The sequence below is a fragment of the Pseudomonas sp. REP124 genome (assembly GCF_020164475.1).
GTDB lineage: Bacteria > Pseudomonadota > Gammaproteobacteria > Pseudomonadales > Pseudomonadaceae > Aquipseudomonas.
The window spans coordinates 1-18,257 of the sequence record NZ_JAIQWX010000076.1; the positions used below are offsets into that span (position 1 = coordinate 1).

General features: G+C 60.9%; 16 protein-coding genes. 10 read left to right on the forward strand and 6 right to left on the reverse strand.

Features of this window, described 5'->3' with window-relative positions; all coding sequences use genetic code 11:
- Window positions 1-59 precede the first annotated feature (59 nt).
- From fabB to K9857_RS18450, 5 genes are all read right to left on the reverse strand, one after another.
- Window positions 60-1,280, reverse strand: coding sequence for a beta-ketoacyl-ACP synthase I (fabB, locus tag K9857_RS18430; protein ID WP_175376798.1), 1,221 nt, complete (start codon window positions 1,278-1,280; stop codon window positions 60-62).
- 11 nt (window positions 1,281-1,291) lie between these two features.
- Window positions 1,292-1,807: a 3-hydroxyacyl-[acyl-carrier-protein] dehydratase FabA gene (gene fabA, locus K9857_RS18435; RefSeq protein ID WP_003227150.1), complete on the reverse strand. Its 516-nt coding sequence runs from the start codon at window positions 1,805-1,807 to the stop codon at window positions 1,292-1,294.
- A 247-nt stretch (window positions 1,808-2,054) separates the two neighbouring features.
- The gene (locus K9857_RS18440) at window positions 2,055-3,956 is read right to left on the reverse strand and encodes an ATP-binding protein (protein ID WP_224538068.1); all 1,902 of its coding nucleotides are present in this window, start codon (window positions 3,954-3,956) and stop codon (window positions 2,055-2,057) included.
- Window positions 3,953-4,885, reverse strand: coding sequence for an ABC transporter substrate-binding protein (locus tag K9857_RS18445; protein ID WP_224538070.1), 933 nt, complete (start codon window positions 4,883-4,885; stop codon window positions 3,953-3,955). Before K9857_RS18445 ends, K9857_RS18440 begins: the two co-directional genes overlap by 4 nt.
- A 1-nt stretch (window position 4,886) precedes the next feature.
- Entirely contained in the window at window positions 4,887-7,010 is a 2,124-nt protein-coding gene (locus K9857_RS18450; RefSeq protein ID WP_224538072.1) for a TonB-dependent receptor plug domain-containing protein, read from the reverse strand.
- Between the two features lie 195 nt (window positions 7,011-7,205).
- Here K9857_RS18450 and K9857_RS18455 point away from each other — a divergent pair, with 195 nt between their 5' ends.
- The 9 genes from K9857_RS18455 to K9857_RS18495 all read left to right on the forward strand — a co-directional run bounded on the left by K9857_RS18455 (window position 7,206) and on the right by K9857_RS18495 (window position 15,328).
- Window positions 7,206-8,231 (forward strand): NAD(P)H-dependent glycerol-3-phosphate dehydrogenase, encoded by a 1,026-nt coding sequence (locus K9857_RS18455; protein ID WP_224538074.1) that lies wholly within the window; start codon window positions 7,206-7,208, stop codon window positions 8,229-8,231.
- Between the two features lie 30 nt (window positions 8,232-8,261).
- Window positions 8,262-8,609, forward strand: coding sequence for a DUF4389 domain-containing protein (locus K9857_RS18460; RefSeq protein ID WP_224538075.1), 348 nt, complete (start codon window positions 8,262-8,264; stop codon window positions 8,607-8,609).
- Window positions 8,606-9,061: a phosphohistidine phosphatase SixA gene (gene sixA, locus K9857_RS18465; protein WP_224538077.1), complete on the forward strand. Its 456-nt coding sequence runs from the start codon at window positions 8,606-8,608 to the stop codon at window positions 9,059-9,061. The genes K9857_RS18460 and sixA overlap by 4 nt, the downstream gene beginning before the upstream one ends.
- A 194-nt stretch (window positions 9,062-9,255) precedes the next feature.
- On the forward strand, window positions 9,256-10,911 hold the full coding sequence (locus tag K9857_RS18470) for an AMP-binding protein (RefSeq protein ID WP_224538079.1): 1,656 nt from the start codon (window positions 9,256-9,258) through the stop codon (window positions 10,909-10,911).
- A 31-nt stretch (window positions 10,912-10,942) separates the two neighbouring features.
- Entirely contained in the window at window positions 10,943-11,386 is a 444-nt protein-coding gene (locus tag K9857_RS18475; protein ID WP_224538080.1) for a hotdog fold thioesterase, read from the forward strand.
- A gap of 117 nt (window positions 11,387-11,503) precedes the next feature.
- Entirely contained in the window at window positions 11,504-12,307 is an 804-nt protein-coding gene (locus K9857_RS18480) for an alpha/beta fold hydrolase (protein WP_224538083.1), read from the forward strand.
- A complete protein-coding gene (locus K9857_RS18485; protein WP_224538084.1) occupies window positions 12,304-13,158 on the forward strand; it encodes an alpha/beta hydrolase in 855 nt (284 codons plus the stop codon). The genes K9857_RS18480 and K9857_RS18485 overlap by 4 nt, the downstream gene beginning before the upstream one ends.
- Window positions 13,159-13,345: 187 nt before the next feature.
- Window positions 13,346-14,152 (forward strand): DUF4892 domain-containing protein, encoded by an 807-nt coding sequence (locus K9857_RS18490; RefSeq protein ID WP_224538086.1) that lies wholly within the window; start codon window positions 13,346-13,348, stop codon window positions 14,150-14,152.
- Window positions 14,153-14,287: 135 nt separating this feature from the next.
- Entirely contained in the window at window positions 14,288-15,328 is a 1,041-nt protein-coding gene (locus tag K9857_RS18495; protein ID WP_224538088.1) for an AI-2E family transporter, read from the forward strand.
- Between the two features lie 186 nt (window positions 15,329-15,514).
- On the opposite strand, the gene K9857_RS18500 is transcribed toward K9857_RS18495, so the two are convergent.
- Complete coding sequence (locus K9857_RS18500; protein ID WP_224538090.1) at window positions 15,515-16,831, reverse strand: putative porin; 1,317 nt, start codon at window positions 16,829-16,831, stop codon at window positions 15,515-15,517.
- A 283-nt stretch (window positions 16,832-17,114) separates the two neighbouring features.
- On the opposite strand from K9857_RS18500, the gene K9857_RS18505 reads away from it, so the two are divergent.
- Window positions 17,115-18,239: a GNAT family N-acetyltransferase gene (locus K9857_RS18505; protein ID WP_224538092.1), complete on the forward strand. Its 1,125-nt coding sequence runs from the start codon at window positions 17,115-17,117 to the stop codon at window positions 18,237-18,239.
- Window positions 18,240-18,257: the final 18 nt, after the last annotated feature.

The window sequence follows — 18,257 nt, forward strand, 5'->3', positions numbered from 1 at the left end:
CAAAAAAAAACGCCCCGAACCAGTCGGGGCGTTTTCATGGGCGACTCAGCAGCAGGAAATTACTTGCCTGCCCAGCGCTTCAGTACCAGCGTGGCGTTGGTGCCACCGAAACCGAAGCTGTTGCTCATCACGGTGTCGATCTTGGCGTTTTCCTGGGTCTTGGTCAGCACCGGCAGGTCAGCCACTTCAGGATCCAGCTCGTCGATGTTGGCGGAGCCGGCAATGAAGTTGCCTTCCATCATCAGCATGCAGTAGATCGCTTCGTGAACGCCGGCGGCGCCCAGGGAGTGACCCGACAGGCTCTTGGTGGAGCTGATGGCCGGAGCCTTGTCGCCGAACACTTCACGCACACCTTTCATTTCCGCGACGTCGCCGACCGGAGTCGAGGTGCCGTGGGTGTTCAGGTAGTCGATCGGGGTGTCGACGGTGGACAGCGCTTGCTGCATGCAGCGGATTGCGCCTTCGCCACTTGGGGCAACCATGTCGTAGCCGTCGGAAGTCGCGCCGTAGCCGACGATTTCCGCGTAGATCTTCGCACCACGGGCCAGAGCGTGTTCCAGCTCTTCGACCACGACCATGCCGCCACCGCCAGCGATGACGAAACCGTCACGGTCGGCGTCGTAGGCACGGGAGGCTTGTTCTGGAGTCTCGTTGCGCTTGCTGGACAGGGCGCCCATGGCGTCGAACAGGAACGACTGGCTCCAGTGTTCTTCTTCACCGCCGCCGGCGAACACGATGTCCTGCTTGCCCATCTGGATCTGTTCCATGGCGGTACCGATGCAGTGAGCACTGGTGGCGCAGGCGGAAGCGATGGAGTAGTTCAGGCCCTTGATCTTGAACGGAGTGGCCAGGCACGCCGAAACGGTGCTGCTCATGGTCCGCGTTACGCGGTATGGGCCGACGCGCTTGACGCCTTTCTCGCGCAGGATGTCCAGCGCTTCCATCTGGTTCAGGGTGGAGGCGCCACCGGAACCGGCGATCAGGCCGGTACGCGGGTTGGACACTTGCTCTTCGGTCAGGCCGGAGTCGGTAATGGCGTCTTTCATGGCCAGGTAGGCGTAAGCCGCCGCGTGGCCGACGAAACGATAGATCTTGCGATCGATCAGTTCTTCGAGGTTGAGGTCAATGGAGCCGGAAACCTGGCTACGCAGACCCATTTCGGCATATTCCGGGTTGAACCGGATGCCAGGGCGGCTTGCACGCAGGTTAGCGGAGACGGTCTCTTTGTCATTGCCCAGGCACGAAACGATGCCCAGACCAGTGATAACGACGCGGCGCATGCGAATAACCCTTAGAAGTTGTCAGTGGAGGTGAACACGCCGACACGGAGGCCTTCGGCGGTGTAAATTTCGCGACCGTCGACAGTCACCGAACCGTCGGCAATGGCCAGGTTCAGCTTGCCCTTCAGGACGCGTTTGATATGGATGTTGTAGGTGACTTTCTTGGCGGTCGGCAGGACCTGGCCGAAGAACTTCACTTCGCCCGAACCCAGTGCGCGACCGCGGCCCGGCAGGCCTTGCCAGCCCAGGAAGAAGCCGACCAGTTGCCACATGGCGTCCAGGCCCAGGCAGCCCGGCATCACCGGATCGCCTTCGAAATGGCAGGCGAAGAACCACAGGTCCGGATTGATATCCAGCTCGGCGACCAATTCACCTTTGCCGTACTTGCCGCCTTCTTCGCTGATCAGGGTGATGCGATCAACCATCAGCATGTTCGGGGCGGGCAGTTGCGCGTTACCTGGGCCGAACAGCTCACCGCGACTGCAGCGCAGCAGATCTTCCCGGGTAAAGGCGTTTTGTTTGGTCATGCGAGCTCCTCAATAGTCCCATGCGGCAGGTGGGGCAAATCTTCCCGGCCGATCGAAGCGTTCATGCCTCGAACCGGCAGCCTACTCATAGACTATTGCGTTGTAGTGAAAGTCACAGCGCCAAGGACATGAATGTACACTTGTGCACTGAAATTTTTATTCAAGCCCCTTTTCGAGGCTATTCGGGTGCCTAAGACTGCCGCAATTTCGCTTTACACGCCAGTCGCAGATGCTCGAAAGGCCTGTACTACTGCACCCAGCGCTGCAGAATCTGCTGCAGGTCAGTACGTTTGAAGGGCTTGGCCAGATAATCGTTCATCCCCGCCGACAGACAGGCTTCGCGGTCGCCCTGCAAGGCGTTGGCGGTCAGGGCAATGATCGGCAGGCCGTCGCAACCGGGCAGCCGGCGAATCTGTCGGGTCGCTTCGTAGCCGTCGATGACCGGCAGGCGGCAGTCCATCAGAATCGCTTCGAACGTCAGGCTCTCGGCACTGCGTACGGCCTGGGCGCCATCGACGGCGACGCTGACCTTGAAACCAAGACTGCGCAGCATGGCTTCGATGACCGTCTGGTTGACCGGATTGTCTTCGACCAGCAATACATTGCGACCCAGGCCATCGTCAGCTCCGGAAGGCGCGCGCGGTGCCAGGGACGGTAGCGGTTGCTGGTAGAGCGCCAGCGGAATCTCCAGGGTAAACACCGAACCGCGGCCTTCTTCGCTCTGGGCGCGCAGGGTCCCGCCCATGCGTTCGGCCAGGGTGCGGGCAATGGGCAGGCCCAGGCCGGTGCCGCCGTAACGTCTTGAAATAGAACTATCCGCCTGTTGAAACGCGTTGAACATCAGTTCCAGACTTTCGGGCGCAATACCGATGCCGCTGTCGCGCACGCTGCAGGTGAACCACAGCAATTCGTGATCCAGTGACTGCCATTGCGACTCGATGGAAATGCGTCCCTGCTCGGTGAACTTCAGCGCATTGCCGATCAGGTTCACCAGGATCTGCCGGATCCGCGTCGGATCGCCCTGCACCTGCAAGCCCTTCATGTCCTGCGGCGTCAGCAATTGCAGCTCGAGCTTGCGCTGCGCGGCGCTGTGATAGAAGGACTGCGCGCAGGCGCCGATCAGGTCGGCGAGGTTGAACGGGATGTGTTCCAGCTCCAGCTCCGAACGTTCGATGCGCGAGAAGTCGAGAATGTCGTTGATCACCTTGAGCAGATGCTCGGTGGACTCCGAAGCCAGCGCCGCGTATTCGACCTGTTCCGGGGTCATCTCGGTGGTTTCCAGCAACTGCAGCATGCCCAGTACGCCATTCATTGGCGTGCGCAGTTCGTGGCTCATCATGGCGAGGAAATCGGACTTGGCGTTGTTGGCCTTTTCCGCCTCTTCGCGGGTCTGGATCAGTTGCGCCATGGCCTGGTGCTGTTCGCGACTGGCCTGTTCCAGGCCGCTGGCCAGGTTGTTGATGTGTTGCGACAGCGCGCCCAGTTCGGTGTCGTCGACAATCGGCAGCGGGGTTTTGTAGTCCCCTTCGGCGATCGCCTTGACCGCGTCGCCGATCTCACGGATCGGCTGCGACAGGCTGCCGGCCAGTCGACGGGCCAGCAGGAAGGTAAACAGCAGGGCGAACAGCGCCAGAATCCCCGCCTTGAACAGGATCTCCTGCTGGCGCTGGCTGAACGCATCGCTGGACAGGCCGACGATCACCCGGCCCAGATAATCTTCGGCTGGCGCGGCGCTGTCGGCGCTGGTGGCCTGGAAAAAATCGTTGTGCAGCGCGATGCGTTGCAGCCGCACCGGCGCCTGGAACACTTCGACCTGATGCGGACGGTTGTGGTTGACCGAGGGTTGTTCGACGTACACCAGAATCCGGTTGGCGTTGTCCTGAACCTCCAGGAAGCGCACGTTGGGCGTGGCCAGCGTCGCGTTGAGCAGGCTTTCCAGCACTTCGTTGTTACCGGAAATCACCCCGTACTCGGTGGCCGGGGCCAACTGGTTGGCGATCAGTTGGCCGGTGTGATTGAGCTCCTGGCGCAGGTCCTGGATCCGCACGAAGGTAAAGAAACTGATCAACAGCAGAGTCAGCAGCAGGGCAGGGCCGAGGCTTATAAGCTGGGTCCGGGTGTTGATGTCCCAGCGGCGACGGAAAGTCATGGGCGGCGTTCTCTTTCAGCCAACAGTGTTGCGACAGATGCTTCATCTATCTGTTCAATACCTAATGAACGAGCCACCTGCGAATTACTTGAAACCTTGAAGCGCGGCGGGTAGTAAGTGCGCGGCCAATTTGCAGGTGGCAGGTCGAGCAGGTCATCGAGAATCGCCAGCCAGTCGCTTTGATCGCTGAAAGTGCTTGCCAGGCTGCCGGCCCTGACGAAACCGGCGTTGGGGCCGATCAGCGCCAACTGTCGCGAATAGCTGCTCAGCAGCAGGTTCTTTGCGGTTTTCGGGTTGAACAGGTCCGGGTCATCCAGGCCCAGCAGCACATCGCTGCGGCTGAGCAGAGCTTGCAACGGGCGGCTGTCGTGGGTGTTGTCCCAGCGCTGGGTCACTACTTCAAGGCCCAGGGGGTGGGCGGCGCGGCGCAACTCGGTCAGCAGAAACTCGCTGTGATCGTCATACAGCACACCGATGCGTCTGGCCTGGGGCAGCAGAGTGCGGGTCAGGTGCAACTGACGCTCCAGCGGTGGGTCGCTCCACAGCAGGCTGAGGTGCGGCGGATGCGTTTCGCCAAGGCGTTGCCGCGCTTGCAGGCGGCTGATGCGCAACACCAGCGTCGCCGGGCCTTGTTGGCTTTGCAGGCGCCAGTCCAGGCTCGGCAAGTCGAGGAGAATCAGGCGGATGTCGTCCGCAAGCGCTGTCGGCGCGGGCAGTTCGTTCAGCGGCTGGAAACGCACGTTATCGTTGGGGCGCAGTTCACGCAGAGCCTGCACGAAGGATTGCACACCCGGACTGTCCTCGACGCCGGTCAGCAGGATATCGGCGGCGTTGGCCGACAGACCGCTCAGCCAGCCACCGATGATCAGGCACAGCATTGCCAGCAGGTGGGCAACACCTGGTCGCTTGCGTGCCGGACGATGGGCCATCTTAAAACGCCAGCTCCGCGCTGAAGTACATCACTCGGCGATCGTCGTAGTTGTTATCGATGAGGGTGGTGGGCTGGTGGTCGAGGCGTTGCTGGAGCACGCCGGCCAATTCCAGATTGGTTTTGCCCAGGACGATGCGCTTGGCGATGCGGGTGTCGACACGCTCGAAGCGATAGCCGTTGAGGGCATCGTCACCATAATAGAAGAGGGCGCTGTTCCAGCCGTGACCCCAGTCGCGCAGCCAGCCGGCGGAACCGCTGTTGCGTGCGGTCTGTTGCGCGTCCTGGGGATTGCTCGCGTCGGCATCGACATAGGCGTAGGTCAGGCGCAGGCGGTCGGCCTGGTTGATTCGCCAGTCGAGCTGGGTTTCGGCACCGGAGAAACGCGCGGTATTGGAATTGCTGGCGATGAACTGATTGTTGCGCAGCGGTTCGCTGACCATCCCGGTGATTTCGTCGTAGAACAGCTTCACATCGACGGCCAGCCCCAAGTCTGCGAAGTAGCCGTTGTAGCCCAGTTCCCGGGAGCGCATGTGTTCCTGATCGAGATTGCCGGGGCCGCGGGTACTGACGAAATAGCGGGCGCTGGACTGGCCGTAGGCACTTGGTCGCAGGTTGGTGACCCGGTAACTCCAGTTGACGCTGTTCTCGAACATGTCCGGCGAACGGACGGCCTCGGAGTACACCGCGCGCAAGCCGTGGCGCGGGTTGATCAGGTAATTGACCGCCACGCGCGGAGTCAGGGAACTGCCGATCAGTTGCGTGTCTTCGAACATCGCACCGCCCTGCAACAGCCAATGCTCGCTGGCTCGCCATTCGAGCTGGCCGAATGCCCGCCAGGTGGTGTCGTCGAGTGTGCCGTTGAAATAGGTTTCGGAGTTCGCCCGGTCATAGCGGTAGTTCAAGCCGCTGACCAGACGCAGGCCATCGGCGAGGCTCAGGGTGTCCTGCAATTCAAGGTCGTAGCGTGATTCGCGGGTGCTCTGATCGATGTTGCCGCAAACGGTCTGGCTGGCGCCGTTGCGCCATTGGTCGAGGACCTGAGCGCCCAGAGCCTGCTCGGCGGGTGTGCCGGCGGGGGCTCCTGTGCCCGTGAAGCTGGCGATGTTGCGTGCTAGGCGTTCGGTGTAGTTCGGGTTGAGCTGCCACAACTGCGTCAGTTGCGGGCTGAACGACACCTCGGCGTCACAGGCGCGCCAGGTCTGCTGGCGGTCCCAATGCTGGGCCGAGCTCTGGACGTACAGGCTATGACCGGGGTTGAGATCGAGGTTCCAGCGAAGCGAGCCGGCGTAATCCTTGGCGCTGACGTCGGAATTGTTCCCGGAACTGGTAATCCCCGAGAACACCGGGCGGTAGGTATAAGGGCGCTGGTTGCTGCCTTCTTTCGCGTTCAATTGCCAATCGATGCTTTGGCGCTCGTCCAGAGTCTGGCTGACGGCCAGGTTGAAGCGGTTCAAGCGGCGGCTGTCGCGGTAATCAGCGCCCGTGCGGTCGGTGTCGAAGCCGTCGTCCTGCTGGCCGGACAGGGACAGGCGCAAGTCACCGTCATCCCAGCCCACGCCTTGGCTGGCATAGAAATCGTCGATGCCGCGCTGGCCACGGGTGACTTTCATCCGCGTACCGAGGCTGTCCGCCGGCTTGCGGGTGATGATGTTGACCACCGCCATCAACGCATTGGCGCCGTAGCTGACAGTGTTAGGGCCGCGGAAAACCTCGATGCGCTCGATATCTTCCATGGCCACCGGAATGTCGCTCCAGTCCACGGTGGCCAGGCCAGCGCGATAGACCGAACGGCCGTCGATCAACACCTGCATGCGCCGCGCCTGGGTGGCGTTGGTCCCGTGGTAATTCACCACCGCCTGATTGCCGCTGAGATTGCCGACCATCATGCCGGGCACCAGCCGCAATACTTCACTGATGTCGCGGGCGCCGCTGGCGGTGATCAGGGTGTTGTCGATCACCGTCATGCTTCCCGGCACCGCGGCTGGCGACTGTTTCAGGCGGGTGGCCGTCAGCACTTGCGGCAACGGATCGCTGTCGAGAAACAAGTCGTCGGCAAATACCGGCGAACTGAGGAACAGCGCCAGTACCAGAGGCGAGCGGGGTGAGGGTGAATCCAGCGACACAACACGTCCTTGTTATTGGTGGGTGGCGCGCATGTTAACCGAGCCGGATGACTTTTCCAGTCACGATGTCGGCACTTTCCACGGCTTTCTTGAACTTAATCGGTTCTGCACCGGTAATTGATGTGGGGACTGGCCGCCATCGGGGCGCTCCGTATAATGCCGACATCGCCACTGGTATGGATTAACGGATTGCATATGACTGAACAGCGCCCGATTGCGGTTCTGGGAGGCGGAAGTTTTGGTACCGCCGTGGCTAACCTGCTGGCCGAAAACGGACATCAGGTCCTGCAATGGATGCGTGATCCCGAACAGGCCGAGGCCATTCGGGTCAATCGCGAGAACCCGCGTTACCTCAAGGGCATCAAGGTCCTGCCGGGCGTAACCCCGGTGACCGACCTGCAAGCCACCCTCGACGCCTGCGACCTGAACTTCGTCGCGCTGCCCTCCAGCGCGCTGCGCTCAGTGCTGGCGCCGCACGCCGAACGGCTGCGCGGCAAGATGCTGGTGAGCCTGACCAAGGGCATCGAAGCCCACACCTTCAAACTGATGAGCCAGATCCTCGAAGAGATCGCCCCGCAGGCGCGCATCGGCGTGCTGTCCGGGCCGAACCTGGCCCGGGAAATCGCCGAACACGCGCTGACCGCCACGGTGGTTGCCAGCGAAGACGAAAAACTCTGCGAGCAGGTGCAAGCCGTGCTGCACGGCCGCACGTTTCGCGTGTACGCCAGCGCCGACCGTTTTGGCGTCGAGCTGGGTGGAGCGTTGAAGAACTGCTACGCGATCATCGCCGGCATGGCGGTGGCGTTGAACATGGGCGAGAACACCAAGAGCATGCTGGTCACCCGGGCGTTGGCGGAGATGACCCGCTTTGCGGTGAATCAGGGCGCCAATCCCATGACTTTCCTCGGCCTTGCCGGCGTGGGCGATTTGATCGTGACCTGCTCGTCGCCCAAAAGCCGCAATTACCAGGTCGGATACGCCCTCGGCCAGGGTTTGAGTCTGGACGAGGCGGTCAACCGCCTGGGCGAAGTTGCCGAAGGCGTCAACACCCTCAAGGTACTCAAGGCCAAGGCCCAGGAAGTGGGCGTCTATATGCCGCTGGTCGCCGGATTGCACGCGATTCTGTTCGAAGGGCGCACGCTGGATCAGGTGATCGGGCTGTTGATGCGCGGCGAGCCGAAAACCGATGTCGACTTCATTTCCACCAGCGGTTTCAACTGAACCCCCTTATTAACAGGAACGGAACAAGACATGAGCGATCAAAAAGTGGAAGCCAAATACGAGTCCATCGTCCTGCGGGTCCTTTGGATGATCGTCTTTGTGCTGGTCTGGCAAGTAGCGCAGTTCATCCTTGGCGCCGTTGTGCTGGTGCAGTTGATCTATCGTTTGATCTATGGCGCCCCGAGCGCCAGCCTGATGAACTTCGGCGACAGTCTGAGCCAGTTTCTGGCCCAGATCGGTCGGTTCGGCAGTTTTCACAGCGACCAGAAACCCTGGCCGTTCGCCGATTGGCCAGCGCCGCGTACGCCGGAAGGTGAAGCGCCGCACACTGTGGCGCCAGCCCCGCACCCGGCCCGAGATGAGGAACCCAAGCTATGAAACTCTGGGTATTGCGTCATGGTGAAGCCGAACCACACGGTTCCCAGTCCCACGATTCGCAGCGGGCATTGACCGAACACGGTCGTGAGGAAGTGCTGCGCAGCGCTGCCCGCTTGATGGGGCAGCCTGTCACCGCGATCTATTCCAGTCCTTATTTGCGAGCGCAGCAGACCGCGCAGCTGGTGCGCGAGGCCCTGGGCTTCGAGCCGGAGATCCGTACCGTCGACTGGCTGACCCCGGAAAGCGATCCGGACAAGGTGGCCGAGCAACTGGTGGCAGTGAGCAATGTCCTGCTGGTCAGCCACAACCCGCTGGTGGGGAACCTGTTGAGCTACCTGCAGCATGGCGCTGGGCATCCGCCGGAAAAAGTCAGCACCGCCGGCCTTGCCGAGTTGAAGGGCGAAGAGCTGCTGATTGGCTCGATGAAGCTCAACAGCATCAAACACCCGTAATTCTCTACATCCTGTAGGAGCGAGGCTTGCCCGCGAAGCTTTTGGCGATTTCGAAAGCCTCTTCGCGGGCAAGCCTCGCTCCTACAGGGGGCGGGTGATTGTTTAATGGCTGAAAAAATTCTCTGAAATTGTCAACCAAGCACTTGCTTGGTTGACTACGCTTGCTCCACAACAAAAACAAAGGAGCGAGTCGCATGTCTGCTGCTTTTCGTTTGCCGCTGGACGTGTTCTACGAGCGTGAGGCTCGGCATCCCCGTCAACGCTTTATGGTCCAGCCCATCGGTGGTGGCCAGGTCGAGACCCTGACCTGGGCCGACGTCGGTCATCAGGCCCGCTGTGCGGCGCACTGGTTGCGGTCCCGCGAATTGCCCCAAGGCAGCCACATCGCCCTGATCTCGAAAAACTGCGCGCACTGGATCATCGCCGACCTGGCGATCTGGATGGCGGGGCACGTTTCGGTGCCGCTGTACCCGAACCTCACGGCCGAGTCCGTGGCCCAGGTGCTGGATCATTCGGAAGCGGCGCTGGCGTTCATCGGCAAGCTCGACGACTGGCCGGGCATGTCCCGTGGGGTCAGCCCGGATCTGCTGACCATCAGTCTGCCTCTGCATCCAGCCGGTGAATTCGATTTCAGCTGGGACGACCTGCAACGCAGTACGCCCATCCAGGACGATCCCAAGCCTCACGCCGATCAGTTGGCGACCATCATCTACACCTCCGGCACCACTGGCATGCCCAAAGGGGTGATGCACAGCTTCGGCAACCTGGGGTTCGCCACCTCCCGCGGCACGCAATTGTTCGGTCTGAACGAGTCGGACCGGCTACTTTCCTACCTGCCGCTGTGCCACGTCGCCGAGCGGATGTTCGTCGAACTGGCGGCGATTTATACCGGACAGACCGTATTCTTTGCCGAAAGCCTCGACACCTTTCTCACTGATCTACGCCGAGCACGGCCGACGGCATTGTTCGGTGTGCCGCGGATCTGGACGAAGTTCCAGATGGGCGTGTACAGCAAGATTCCGGAAAAACGCCTCGATTTCCTCCTGAGCCTGCCGATCATCGGCAAACGCGTCGGCCACAAAGTGTTGGCCGGGCTGGGACTGGATGCCTTACGCGTGGCCTTGTCCGGCGCGGCGCCGGTGCCGCTGAGTTTGCTGATGTGGTATCGCAAGCTCGGGCTGGACGTGCTGGAGGTCTACGGCATGACCGAAAGCTGCGGCTATTCGCATATCTGCCTGGCGGGCCAGTACAAATCCGGCTGGATCGGCAAGCCTTGCCCGGAAGTCGAGGTGCGGATCGACGAGTCGGGCGAAGTCCTGGTGCGCAGCGGTGCGACCATGCTCGGCTATTTCAAGGAACCGCAGAAAACCGCTGAGACCATCACCCCGGATGGCTTCCTGCGTACCGGAGACAAAGGTGAGGAGGACGCCGAAGGAAATCTGCGCCTGACCGGGCGTTTGAAGGAAATCTTCAAGACCAGCAAAGGCAAGTACGTGGCCCCGGCGCCCATCGAGAATCGCCTGGCGGTGCATTCGCGCATCGAACAGGTGTGCGTCGTGGGGGATGGCTTGAGCGCACCGCTGGGCTTGTGTGTGCTGTCGGCGGTGGGGCAGCAGGAGGCGCGGGCCGGGCTGCATTCAAGCCTGGAAAAGCTGCTGGAGGAGGTCAATACCGCCCTCGACAAACATGAGCGCCTGCGCCAGCTGGTGGTGGTCAAGGACAGCTGGGCCGTGGAAAACGGTTTTCTCACACCCACGCTGAAAATCAAACGCAACGTGATCGAAGCCACCTACGGAGCGCGCTTCGAAGAATGGAGCGAGCGCAACGAAGCGGTGCTGTGGCAGGATTGAGCCACGAACAAAACCAACAAGGAAATCCGCGATGAGCCTGTGGCGTACCACTCCCAACATCGAACAGTTGAACGCGATCCAGAAAAACACCATCGGCGAAGTACTGGATATTCGCTTCGAATCCTTCGATGACGAGTCTCTGACCGCGAGCATGGTCATCGACCACCGCACCCATCAACCTTACGGCCTTCTGCATGGCGGCGCGTCGGTGGTGCTGGCTGAAAGCGTCGGCTCCATGGCCAGCTACCTGTGCATCGACGCCAGCAAGTTTTACTGCGTGGGCCTGGAAATCAACGCCAACCATTTGCGCGGTCTGCGCAGCGGCCGTGTGACGGCGGTGGCCAAACCGATTCACATTGGCCGCACCACCCACGTCTGGGACATTCGCCTGACCAGCGATGAGGGCAAGGCCAGTTGCGTATCGCGTCTGACCATGGCGGTGGTGCCGCTGGGCGAGAATCCGCCGGCGCGCTAAGCGAGCAGCCCTTATCACCATGGCGGGACTGTCATTATTCCTGTCAGTTACGGTCATTGCCGCAAGGCGTGGTCTTGCCGACAATCAACGCCTGTTCTCGCTATGGATTTGCCGGTTATGTCGCAACAGATATTTTTCGCCCACGCCAACGGTTTCCCCTCGGGCACCTATGGCAAATTGTTCGCGGCGCTGGCGCCCGAGTATCAGGTGACGCATCTGGAGCAACATGCCCATGACCCGCGCTTTCCGGCGGACGACAACTGGTACAACCTGGTGGATGAGCTGATTCACCATTTGCGCCAGCAAGCGCAGCCGGTGTGGGGCGTCGGTCATTCATTCGGTGGCGTACTGCACCTGCATGCGGCACTGCGTTGCCCAGAGCTTTATCGCGGGGTGGTCATGCTCGATTCGCCGGTACTGACCCGCGCCGATCAATGGGTTATCCGCGCGGCCAAGCGCTTCGGATTCATCGATAAATTGACCCCGGCTGGCCGTACGCTGGGCAGGCGCGAAGAGTTCGCCGATCTCGACAGCGCCCGTCGTTATTTCGCCGGCAAGACCCTGTTTCGCAGCTTCGATCCGGACTGTTTCGATGCCTACCTGCAGCACGGTTTGCAGCAGGTCGGTGACAAGCTGCGCCTGCGCTTCGATCCGGCCACGGAAATCAGCATCTACCGTGGCGTGCCCCACACCAGCCCAGGACGCACAAGACAGTTGAAAGTACCGCTGGCGGTGGTGCGCGGACACAAGAGCCGGGTGGTGATGCGTCATCACGCAAGTGGAGTGGGGCGCCTGCCACAGGGCGAATCCCTGTCCATGCCCGGCGGCCATATGTTTCCCCTCGAACGCCCACAGGACACGGCCGAGATGCTGAAGAAGCTGTTCAGCCGCTGGGGCGGTCGCCAACAGGATTGCGCATGAGTCATGTCGTCGAAGAAGTCCGCCTGAGCCTGCCGCATATCGAACTGGCCGCCCACCTGTTCGGCCCCGAAGACGGTTTGCCGGTGATCGCCCTGCATGGCTGGCTGGACAACGCCAACAGCTTCGCCCGGCTGGCGCCGAAGCTCAAAGGCCTGCGCATCATTGCCCTGGACATGGCCGGTCACGGTCACTCGGGGCATCGCCCGGTCGGTGCCGGCTATGCCATGTGGGATTACGCTCACGATGTGCTGCAAGTCGCCGAACAGCTGGGGCTCAAGCGATTTGCGCTGTTGGGGCACTCCATGGGGGCGATTGCCTCGCTGATCATCGCCGGCTCGTTTCCCGAGCGTGTCACCCATCTGGCGTTGATCGATGGAGTGATTCCTCCTACAGACAAAGGCGAAAATGCCGCGGAACGCATGGGCATGGCCTTACAGGCGCAACTGGATCTGCGGGACAAGCGCAAGCCGGTCTACAACACCCTGGATCGGGCTATCGAGGCCAGAATGAAAGGCCTGGTGGCGGTCAGTCGCGAAGCCGCCGAACTGCTGGCGCAGCGTGGCTTGATGCCGGTGCCCGGCGGTTACACCTGGCGTACCGACAACCGTCTGACCCTGCCATCGCCTCTGCGTCTGACCACCGAGCAGGCCATGGCTTTCGTCCAGCGCATCGCTTGCCCGGCCAAACTGGTGGTCGCGGCAGACGGCATGCTCGCCAAACATCTCGAGTTGCTGGAGCGTCTACCCTTTAGCCGTGAGCAGCTGCCAGGCGGCCATCATTTGCACTTGAATGACGAACACGGCGCCGATCTTGTCGCAGACTGTTTCAATCGGTTCTTCGCCGTTCCTTGACTTGCGCGGGGCAACTGCCGAGGCTGGGCGGGTTGAAATGGGAGACAACCATGATGGATCTATTCACCGTTGCGCCGCCGAATGACCAAAAGGCTTCAATTGCGTGCCTGCCCTGCCGGGGGCGCTTTCTCGATGACGCGACTGCCGTCAAGCGTTTCCAAGCCATGCTGATCCGGTGAGTCTGCCTATGCGAACTCTCAGTCTGCTGGCCCTGCTCGGTTTCAGTTCCTTGTCGTTTGCCGCCGATGTTCCGGGCAGTCAGGATCTGCCGATCGTCCCGCGCATGGTCGATGCACAGATCGTCGACTATCGCCCGGCGGTGGAACTGGAGCGAATCTATCCCCTCGGTTCGATCCGCAAGATCAGCGGCCAGTTGCGTTTCGACGGCCAGGTCAACGCCCGGGGCAACGCCACGGCGGTGACCTACGAGCTGCCGCCGGAACATTCCGCCCTCGACGCCTTCACCGCCGCCCGCGAAGCCTTGCAGAAGCAGGACGCGCAGTTGCTGTTCTGGTGCCAGGCTCGCGACTGTGGCGAGAGCAGCCTGTGGGCCAACGAGGTGTTCGGTAACGCCAAGCTCTACGGCTCCGATAACGAACAGGCTTACCTGTTGTTGCGGCTGGCGGCGCCGAAGGACAACACCCTGGTGGCGCTCTACAGCATCACTCGTGGCAATCGCAAAGCCTATCTGCATGTCGAACAGTTCGAGGCCGCGGCCCCTTTGGGCGATTTGCGACCCACCTCCGCCACGTTGCTGCGTGAACTCAAAAGCACCGGCGAACTGGACTTCCCCACACTCACCGACGCATCGGATGAAAACTGGCTACGCCTGATTTCCCGTGGTCTGAACCTTGACGCCACCTTGCGGGTCAGTATTTCCGGACCGAATGCCGAAGCCTGGCGCCAGGCGCTGATCGGGCAGGGCGTGCGTGCGGCGCGGATGGAAACCGGTAGCGTCGAAGGCTCTGGCCTGCACGTTCAGCTGCTGCGATAAGCTCAAAAGGCGAACGCGTTCCGCGCGTTCGCCTATTCTTTTGCGGACGGAATTCTCTCCCGCTTCTTCAGGTCCTTCTTTCAGGACACTTTTTTCAGGGCCATCTTTCCAGGGGCCATCTTTATAGAGGCATGGATGATCAATAACGATCGAATGCTGGTGCAGATTCTGCTGTTGGTGCTGTTCGGGGCGAGTGTCTGGGTGATGGCGCCGTTCTGGTCGGCGTTGTTCTGGGGCGCGGTGCTGGCGTTCGCCAGTTGGCCGCTGATGGTCCTGCTGACCCGCTGGCTCAATGGCCGCGAATCACTGGCCGCTGCGCTGTTGACCGTGGGCTGGATGGTGTTGGTGGCGGCGCCTCTGGTCTGGCTGGGATTCAACCTGGCCGATCATGTGCGTGATGCCACGGCGTTCATCAAGGATGTGCAGATGGATGGCCTGCCGGAAGCTCCCTCATGGCTGGGCGGCATTCCGCTGGTAGGCGGGCGCCTGGTGGAAATCTGGAACAGCATCGACCAGCAGGGTGCGGCCATGATGGTCTCGCTCAAACCCTATTTCGGGCAAGTCGGTAACTGGCTGCTGGCGCGCAGTGCGCAGATTGGTGGCGGCGTGCTCGAGCTGACCCTGAGCATTGTCTTCGTATTCTTTTTCTATCGCGACGGGCCGCGGCTGGCGGCCTTCGTCCACAGCTTGCTGGAGCGCCTGATCGGTGATCGCGCTGGCTATTACATCGAGCTGGTGGCGGGCACGGTGCAGCGGGTGGTGAACGGTGTGATCGGTACGGCTGCCGCCCAGGCGATTCTGGCGTTGATCGGATTCCTGATTGCCGGCGTACCGGGAGCTTTGGTGCTCGGCATCGTGACCTTCCTGCTCAGCCTGATTCCCATGGGCCCACCACTGGTGTGGATTCCGGCCACGGCCTGGCTGGCCTGGAAAGGTGATTACGGGATGGCGATTTTCCTCGGCATCTGGGGCACCTTCATCATCAGTGGCGTGGACAACGTGCTCAAGCCTTACCTGATTAGCCGTGGCGGGAACCTGCCGTTGGTGATCGTGCTGCTGGGAGTGTTCGGCGGGCTGATTGCGTTTGGTTTCATCGGCCTGTTCATCGGGCCGACATTGCTGGCGGTGGCATACAGCCTGTTGACCGACTGGAGCAAGAGTCAGGCGCGGGTCTGAGACCCTTGATTGGGGACGTATCGCGGGGAGAAAAAAACAGCCTCGCGTCGATCTGCCGGACGGATGATGGGGACCGTCAGATCAACGCGAGGCTGTACAGAAGCAGCTCCGAGCCGCAAGCCGCAAGCTGTGCGCGTGATTCTTCAACTTGCAGCTTGAAGCTTGCCGCTGCTCCTCGCTGCTTTTTTAGAACTTCGCTTCGGCATCCAGTTGCAGGGTGTCGATTTTCGAGTCTCTGAGTGTGGCGTTGGTGTAGTCGGAGTCCGCCATGAAGTAGGTCGCACCCAGGGTGAAGTTCTTGTCCAGCTCGTAGCTGACTTTCAACTTGCTGCCGCGCGAACCGGTGAAGCCGTTGGCGAAGTCGGAGTCGGTGAAGGCACCCACCACCGAGTTACGCTGCACGTCACGATAGTTGTAGTCCACGCCGAAGCCGTAAACCTTGGTTTTCACACCAAACAGCCAGGCAGTGTCCTGATCGTTGCTGGCGTCTTTGTTGTTCACGTACTGACCGTAGAACGACAGTGGCAGCGGCAGGCCGCCGACGTCGAGCTGACCGAAGCCTTCGTACAGCTTGAACTGTTCGTTCGGGCTGTTGCCGTTGATCGCCAGTTGACCTGGGATCACGCCGGCAACCGGGGTGATGTCGTCATCGTTGTCGTAACCGTAGACGCTGCCGCCCAAGGTCATTTTCAGGTTGTCGGTGATCGCAAAGCGCGCGCCCAACTGACCGGCGTACAGACGCAGGTCGTGCTTGAACTGCACGCCGTCGCCGTCGACGTTGTCCTTGAGGGTGTAGTGACCGGCGCTGCCGAACAGCTCGGTGCTGCCGCTCAATGGGTACTTGTAGGAAACGGACAGACCTTCCGGGCTGATGTCGCTATCCCAGATGATGTCGCCCATGCTCACCCATTGCTGAGGCATCTTGCCGCCAACGATGTGCAGGTTCTTGATCGCGTCGGGGTGGTAGTCGACGTAACCCTGGTCCAGCCAGATCTGCTTCTTGTCGAAGTAGTTGTCCAGGCTCTGGTTGGTGGAACGCGGGTCATCGTTGTTGCCGGTGGCGATACGGATACCGGTATCAACCTGCGGGTTGATTTCGGTGTAGGCACCCAGGCGGGCACGAATGCGCTGACGGTCCTGGTCCTTGTTGTTGGAAACGCCATCGTTGTGAACGTTTTCCTGACGGAAACGCACGTCGCCCTTGAATTGGGTCTTGGCAGCCCAGGCGAGTTTCTGGTCGAAAGTGCTCAGCTCATTGGTTTTCTTCGCAGTTGCTGCGATTTGCTCGTTAGTCTCTTGCTGAGCCTGACGGGCGATTTGCTGTTCCTTCTGATCCCGCGCCAGTTCGGCTTGCAGTTCGCTGTACTGCGCGTTGGTAATCGAGCCGTTAGCCTTGAGCATGTCGAGCAGTTTGGCGTCGACTGCGGCGTTGGCCGGAATACTCATGGCCAACAGCAGGCCGCCACACAGGGCCGCCGCAGTTTTCGTGGAAGCAAGACGCATATCAATCTCCGAAGATGAGAGTGGATGGCTTGGGCCATCCAGGGCACAACCGACCATTGATGGACGGAAAACAGTGACCGGGTATAACCCGGCGCTCTAAAAACAGGCGCCAGTATCGCGATGGTTTATTACAGAGCGGTGGCAATGTGATGGCATGTCAATGACGATACAAAGTCCTTTCGAACTATTGAGCTAGAGCGTTGTCGTGGATTACTGGGTGTGCAATGAATGGCGATGGGCGATACTCGCCGGGCTTTCACGCCATGAATGAGTGAGGATGGTGATGCCGTTGCAACGCCTGCAAAGCCTGTCCGAGGTTGCACCTGAAACCTGGGATGCACTGGTGCCCGAGGACCAGCCGTTTCTGAGTCACGCCTTTCTGAGTGCGCTGGAGGAGAGCGGCAGCGTGGGGCCTCATAGCGGCTGGCAAGCCGAGCATTTGCTGCATGTCGAAGGCGATCGTCTGATCGCCGCATTGCCCGGTTACCGCAAATGGCATTCCTACGGCGAGTACGTGTTCGACCACGCTTGGGCCGATGCCTGTGAACGCGCCGGGATCGATTACTACCCCAAATTCCTCAGTGCCGTGCCGTTCAGCCCGGTCAGCGGACCACGTCTGCTGGCCGCCAGTGTCGAGGACGGTTACGAACTGCTGAAAAGCCTGCCGGGGTATCTGGAGATCGAACAGCTCTCCAGCGCCCACATCAATTTCACCGACCCATTCACAGATGCCGCCTTGGCCGAGCAACCGGGTTGGCTGCAGCGCATCGGCTGTCAGTACCACTGGCAGAACCGTGGTTACCGGGATTTTCAGGATTTCCTCGATGTCTTGAGCTCGCGCAAACGCAAGCAGATGCGCAAGGAGCGCGAGCAAGTGGCGGGGCAGGGATTTGAATTCGAATGGCTGGAAGGGCGGCAACTGACCCAGGTGCAGTGGGATTTTGTCTACGCCTGCTATGCCAATACCTACGCGGTGCGTCGCCAAAGGCCTTACCTGACGCGGGAATTTTTCAGCCTGTTGGCCGAGCGCATGCCGCAGTCGATCCGCGTGGTGCTGGCCAAACAAGGCTCACGTCCGGTGGCGATGGCGTTCAGTCTGGTGGGCAGTGACAGTTTCTATGGCCGGTACTGGGGATGCCTGGCGGAGTTCGATCGCCTGCACTTCGAGACCTGCTTCTATCAAGGCATGGACTATGCGATCGCCAATGGCTTCCAGCGCTTCGATGCCGGTGCCCAGGGTGAGCATAAATTGATTCGCGGTTTTGAACCGGTGATCACCCATTCCTGGCACTACCTGCGCCATCCGGGGTTGAAGGCGGCGGTGAAGGATTTCCTGAACCAGGAGCGGGTGGGGGTGATGGCGTATGCGGAAGAGGCGAGGGCGGCGTTGCCTTATCGCCAAGCTTGAAACCCTGTAGGAGCGAGC

Excerpts from the sequence above, each read along its gene's own strand:
- K9857_RS18445 (WP_224538070.1), bottom strand. The coding sequence starts at position 4,885 with ATGGCCCATCGTCCGGCACGCAAGCGACCAGGTGTTGCCCACCTGCTG.
- K9857_RS18495 (WP_224538088.1), top strand. The coding sequence starts at position 14,288 with ATGATCAATAACGATCGAATGCTGGTGCAGATTCTGCTGTTGGTGCTG.
- K9857_RS18480 (WP_224538083.1), top strand. The coding sequence starts at position 11,504 with ATGTCGCAACAGATATTTTTCGCCCACGCCAACGGTTTCCCCTCGGGC.
- K9857_RS18470 (WP_224538079.1), top strand. The coding sequence starts at position 9,256 with ATGTCTGCTGCTTTTCGTTTGCCGCTGGACGTGTTCTACGAGCGTGAG.
- K9857_RS18500 (WP_224538090.1), bottom strand. The coding sequence starts at position 16,831 with ATGCGTCTTGCTTCCACGAAAACTGCGGCGGCCCTGTGTGGCGGCCTG.
- fabB (WP_175376798.1), bottom strand. The coding sequence starts at position 1,280 with ATGCGCCGCGTCGTTATCACTGGTCTGGGCATCGTTTCGTGCCTGGGC.
- K9857_RS18475 (WP_224538080.1), top strand. The coding sequence starts at position 10,943 with ATGAGCCTGTGGCGTACCACTCCCAACATCGAACAGTTGAACGCGATC.
- K9857_RS18485 (WP_224538084.1), top strand. The coding sequence starts at position 12,304 with ATGAGTCATGTCGTCGAAGAAGTCCGCCTGAGCCTGCCGCATATCGAA.
- fabA (WP_003227150.1), bottom strand. The coding sequence starts at position 1,807 with ATGACCAAACAAAACGCCTTTACCCGGGAAGATCTGCTGCGCTGCAGT.
- K9857_RS18490 (WP_224538086.1), top strand. The coding sequence starts at position 13,346 with ATGCGAACTCTCAGTCTGCTGGCCCTGCTCGGTTTCAGTTCCTTGTCG.
- K9857_RS18440 (WP_224538068.1), bottom strand. The coding sequence starts at position 3,956 with ATGACTTTCCGTCGCCGCTGGGACATCAACACCCGGACCCAGCTTATA.
- sixA (WP_224538077.1), top strand. The coding sequence starts at position 8,606 with ATGAAACTCTGGGTATTGCGTCATGGTGAAGCCGAACCACACGGTTCC.
- K9857_RS18455 (WP_224538074.1), top strand. The coding sequence starts at position 7,206 with ATGACTGAACAGCGCCCGATTGCGGTTCTGGGAGGCGGAAGTTTTGGT.
- K9857_RS18505 (WP_224538092.1), top strand. The coding sequence starts at position 17,115 with ATGCCGTTGCAACGCCTGCAAAGCCTGTCCGAGGTTGCACCTGAAACC.
- K9857_RS18460 (WP_224538075.1), top strand. The coding sequence starts at position 8,262 with ATGAGCGATCAAAAAGTGGAAGCCAAATACGAGTCCATCGTCCTGCGG.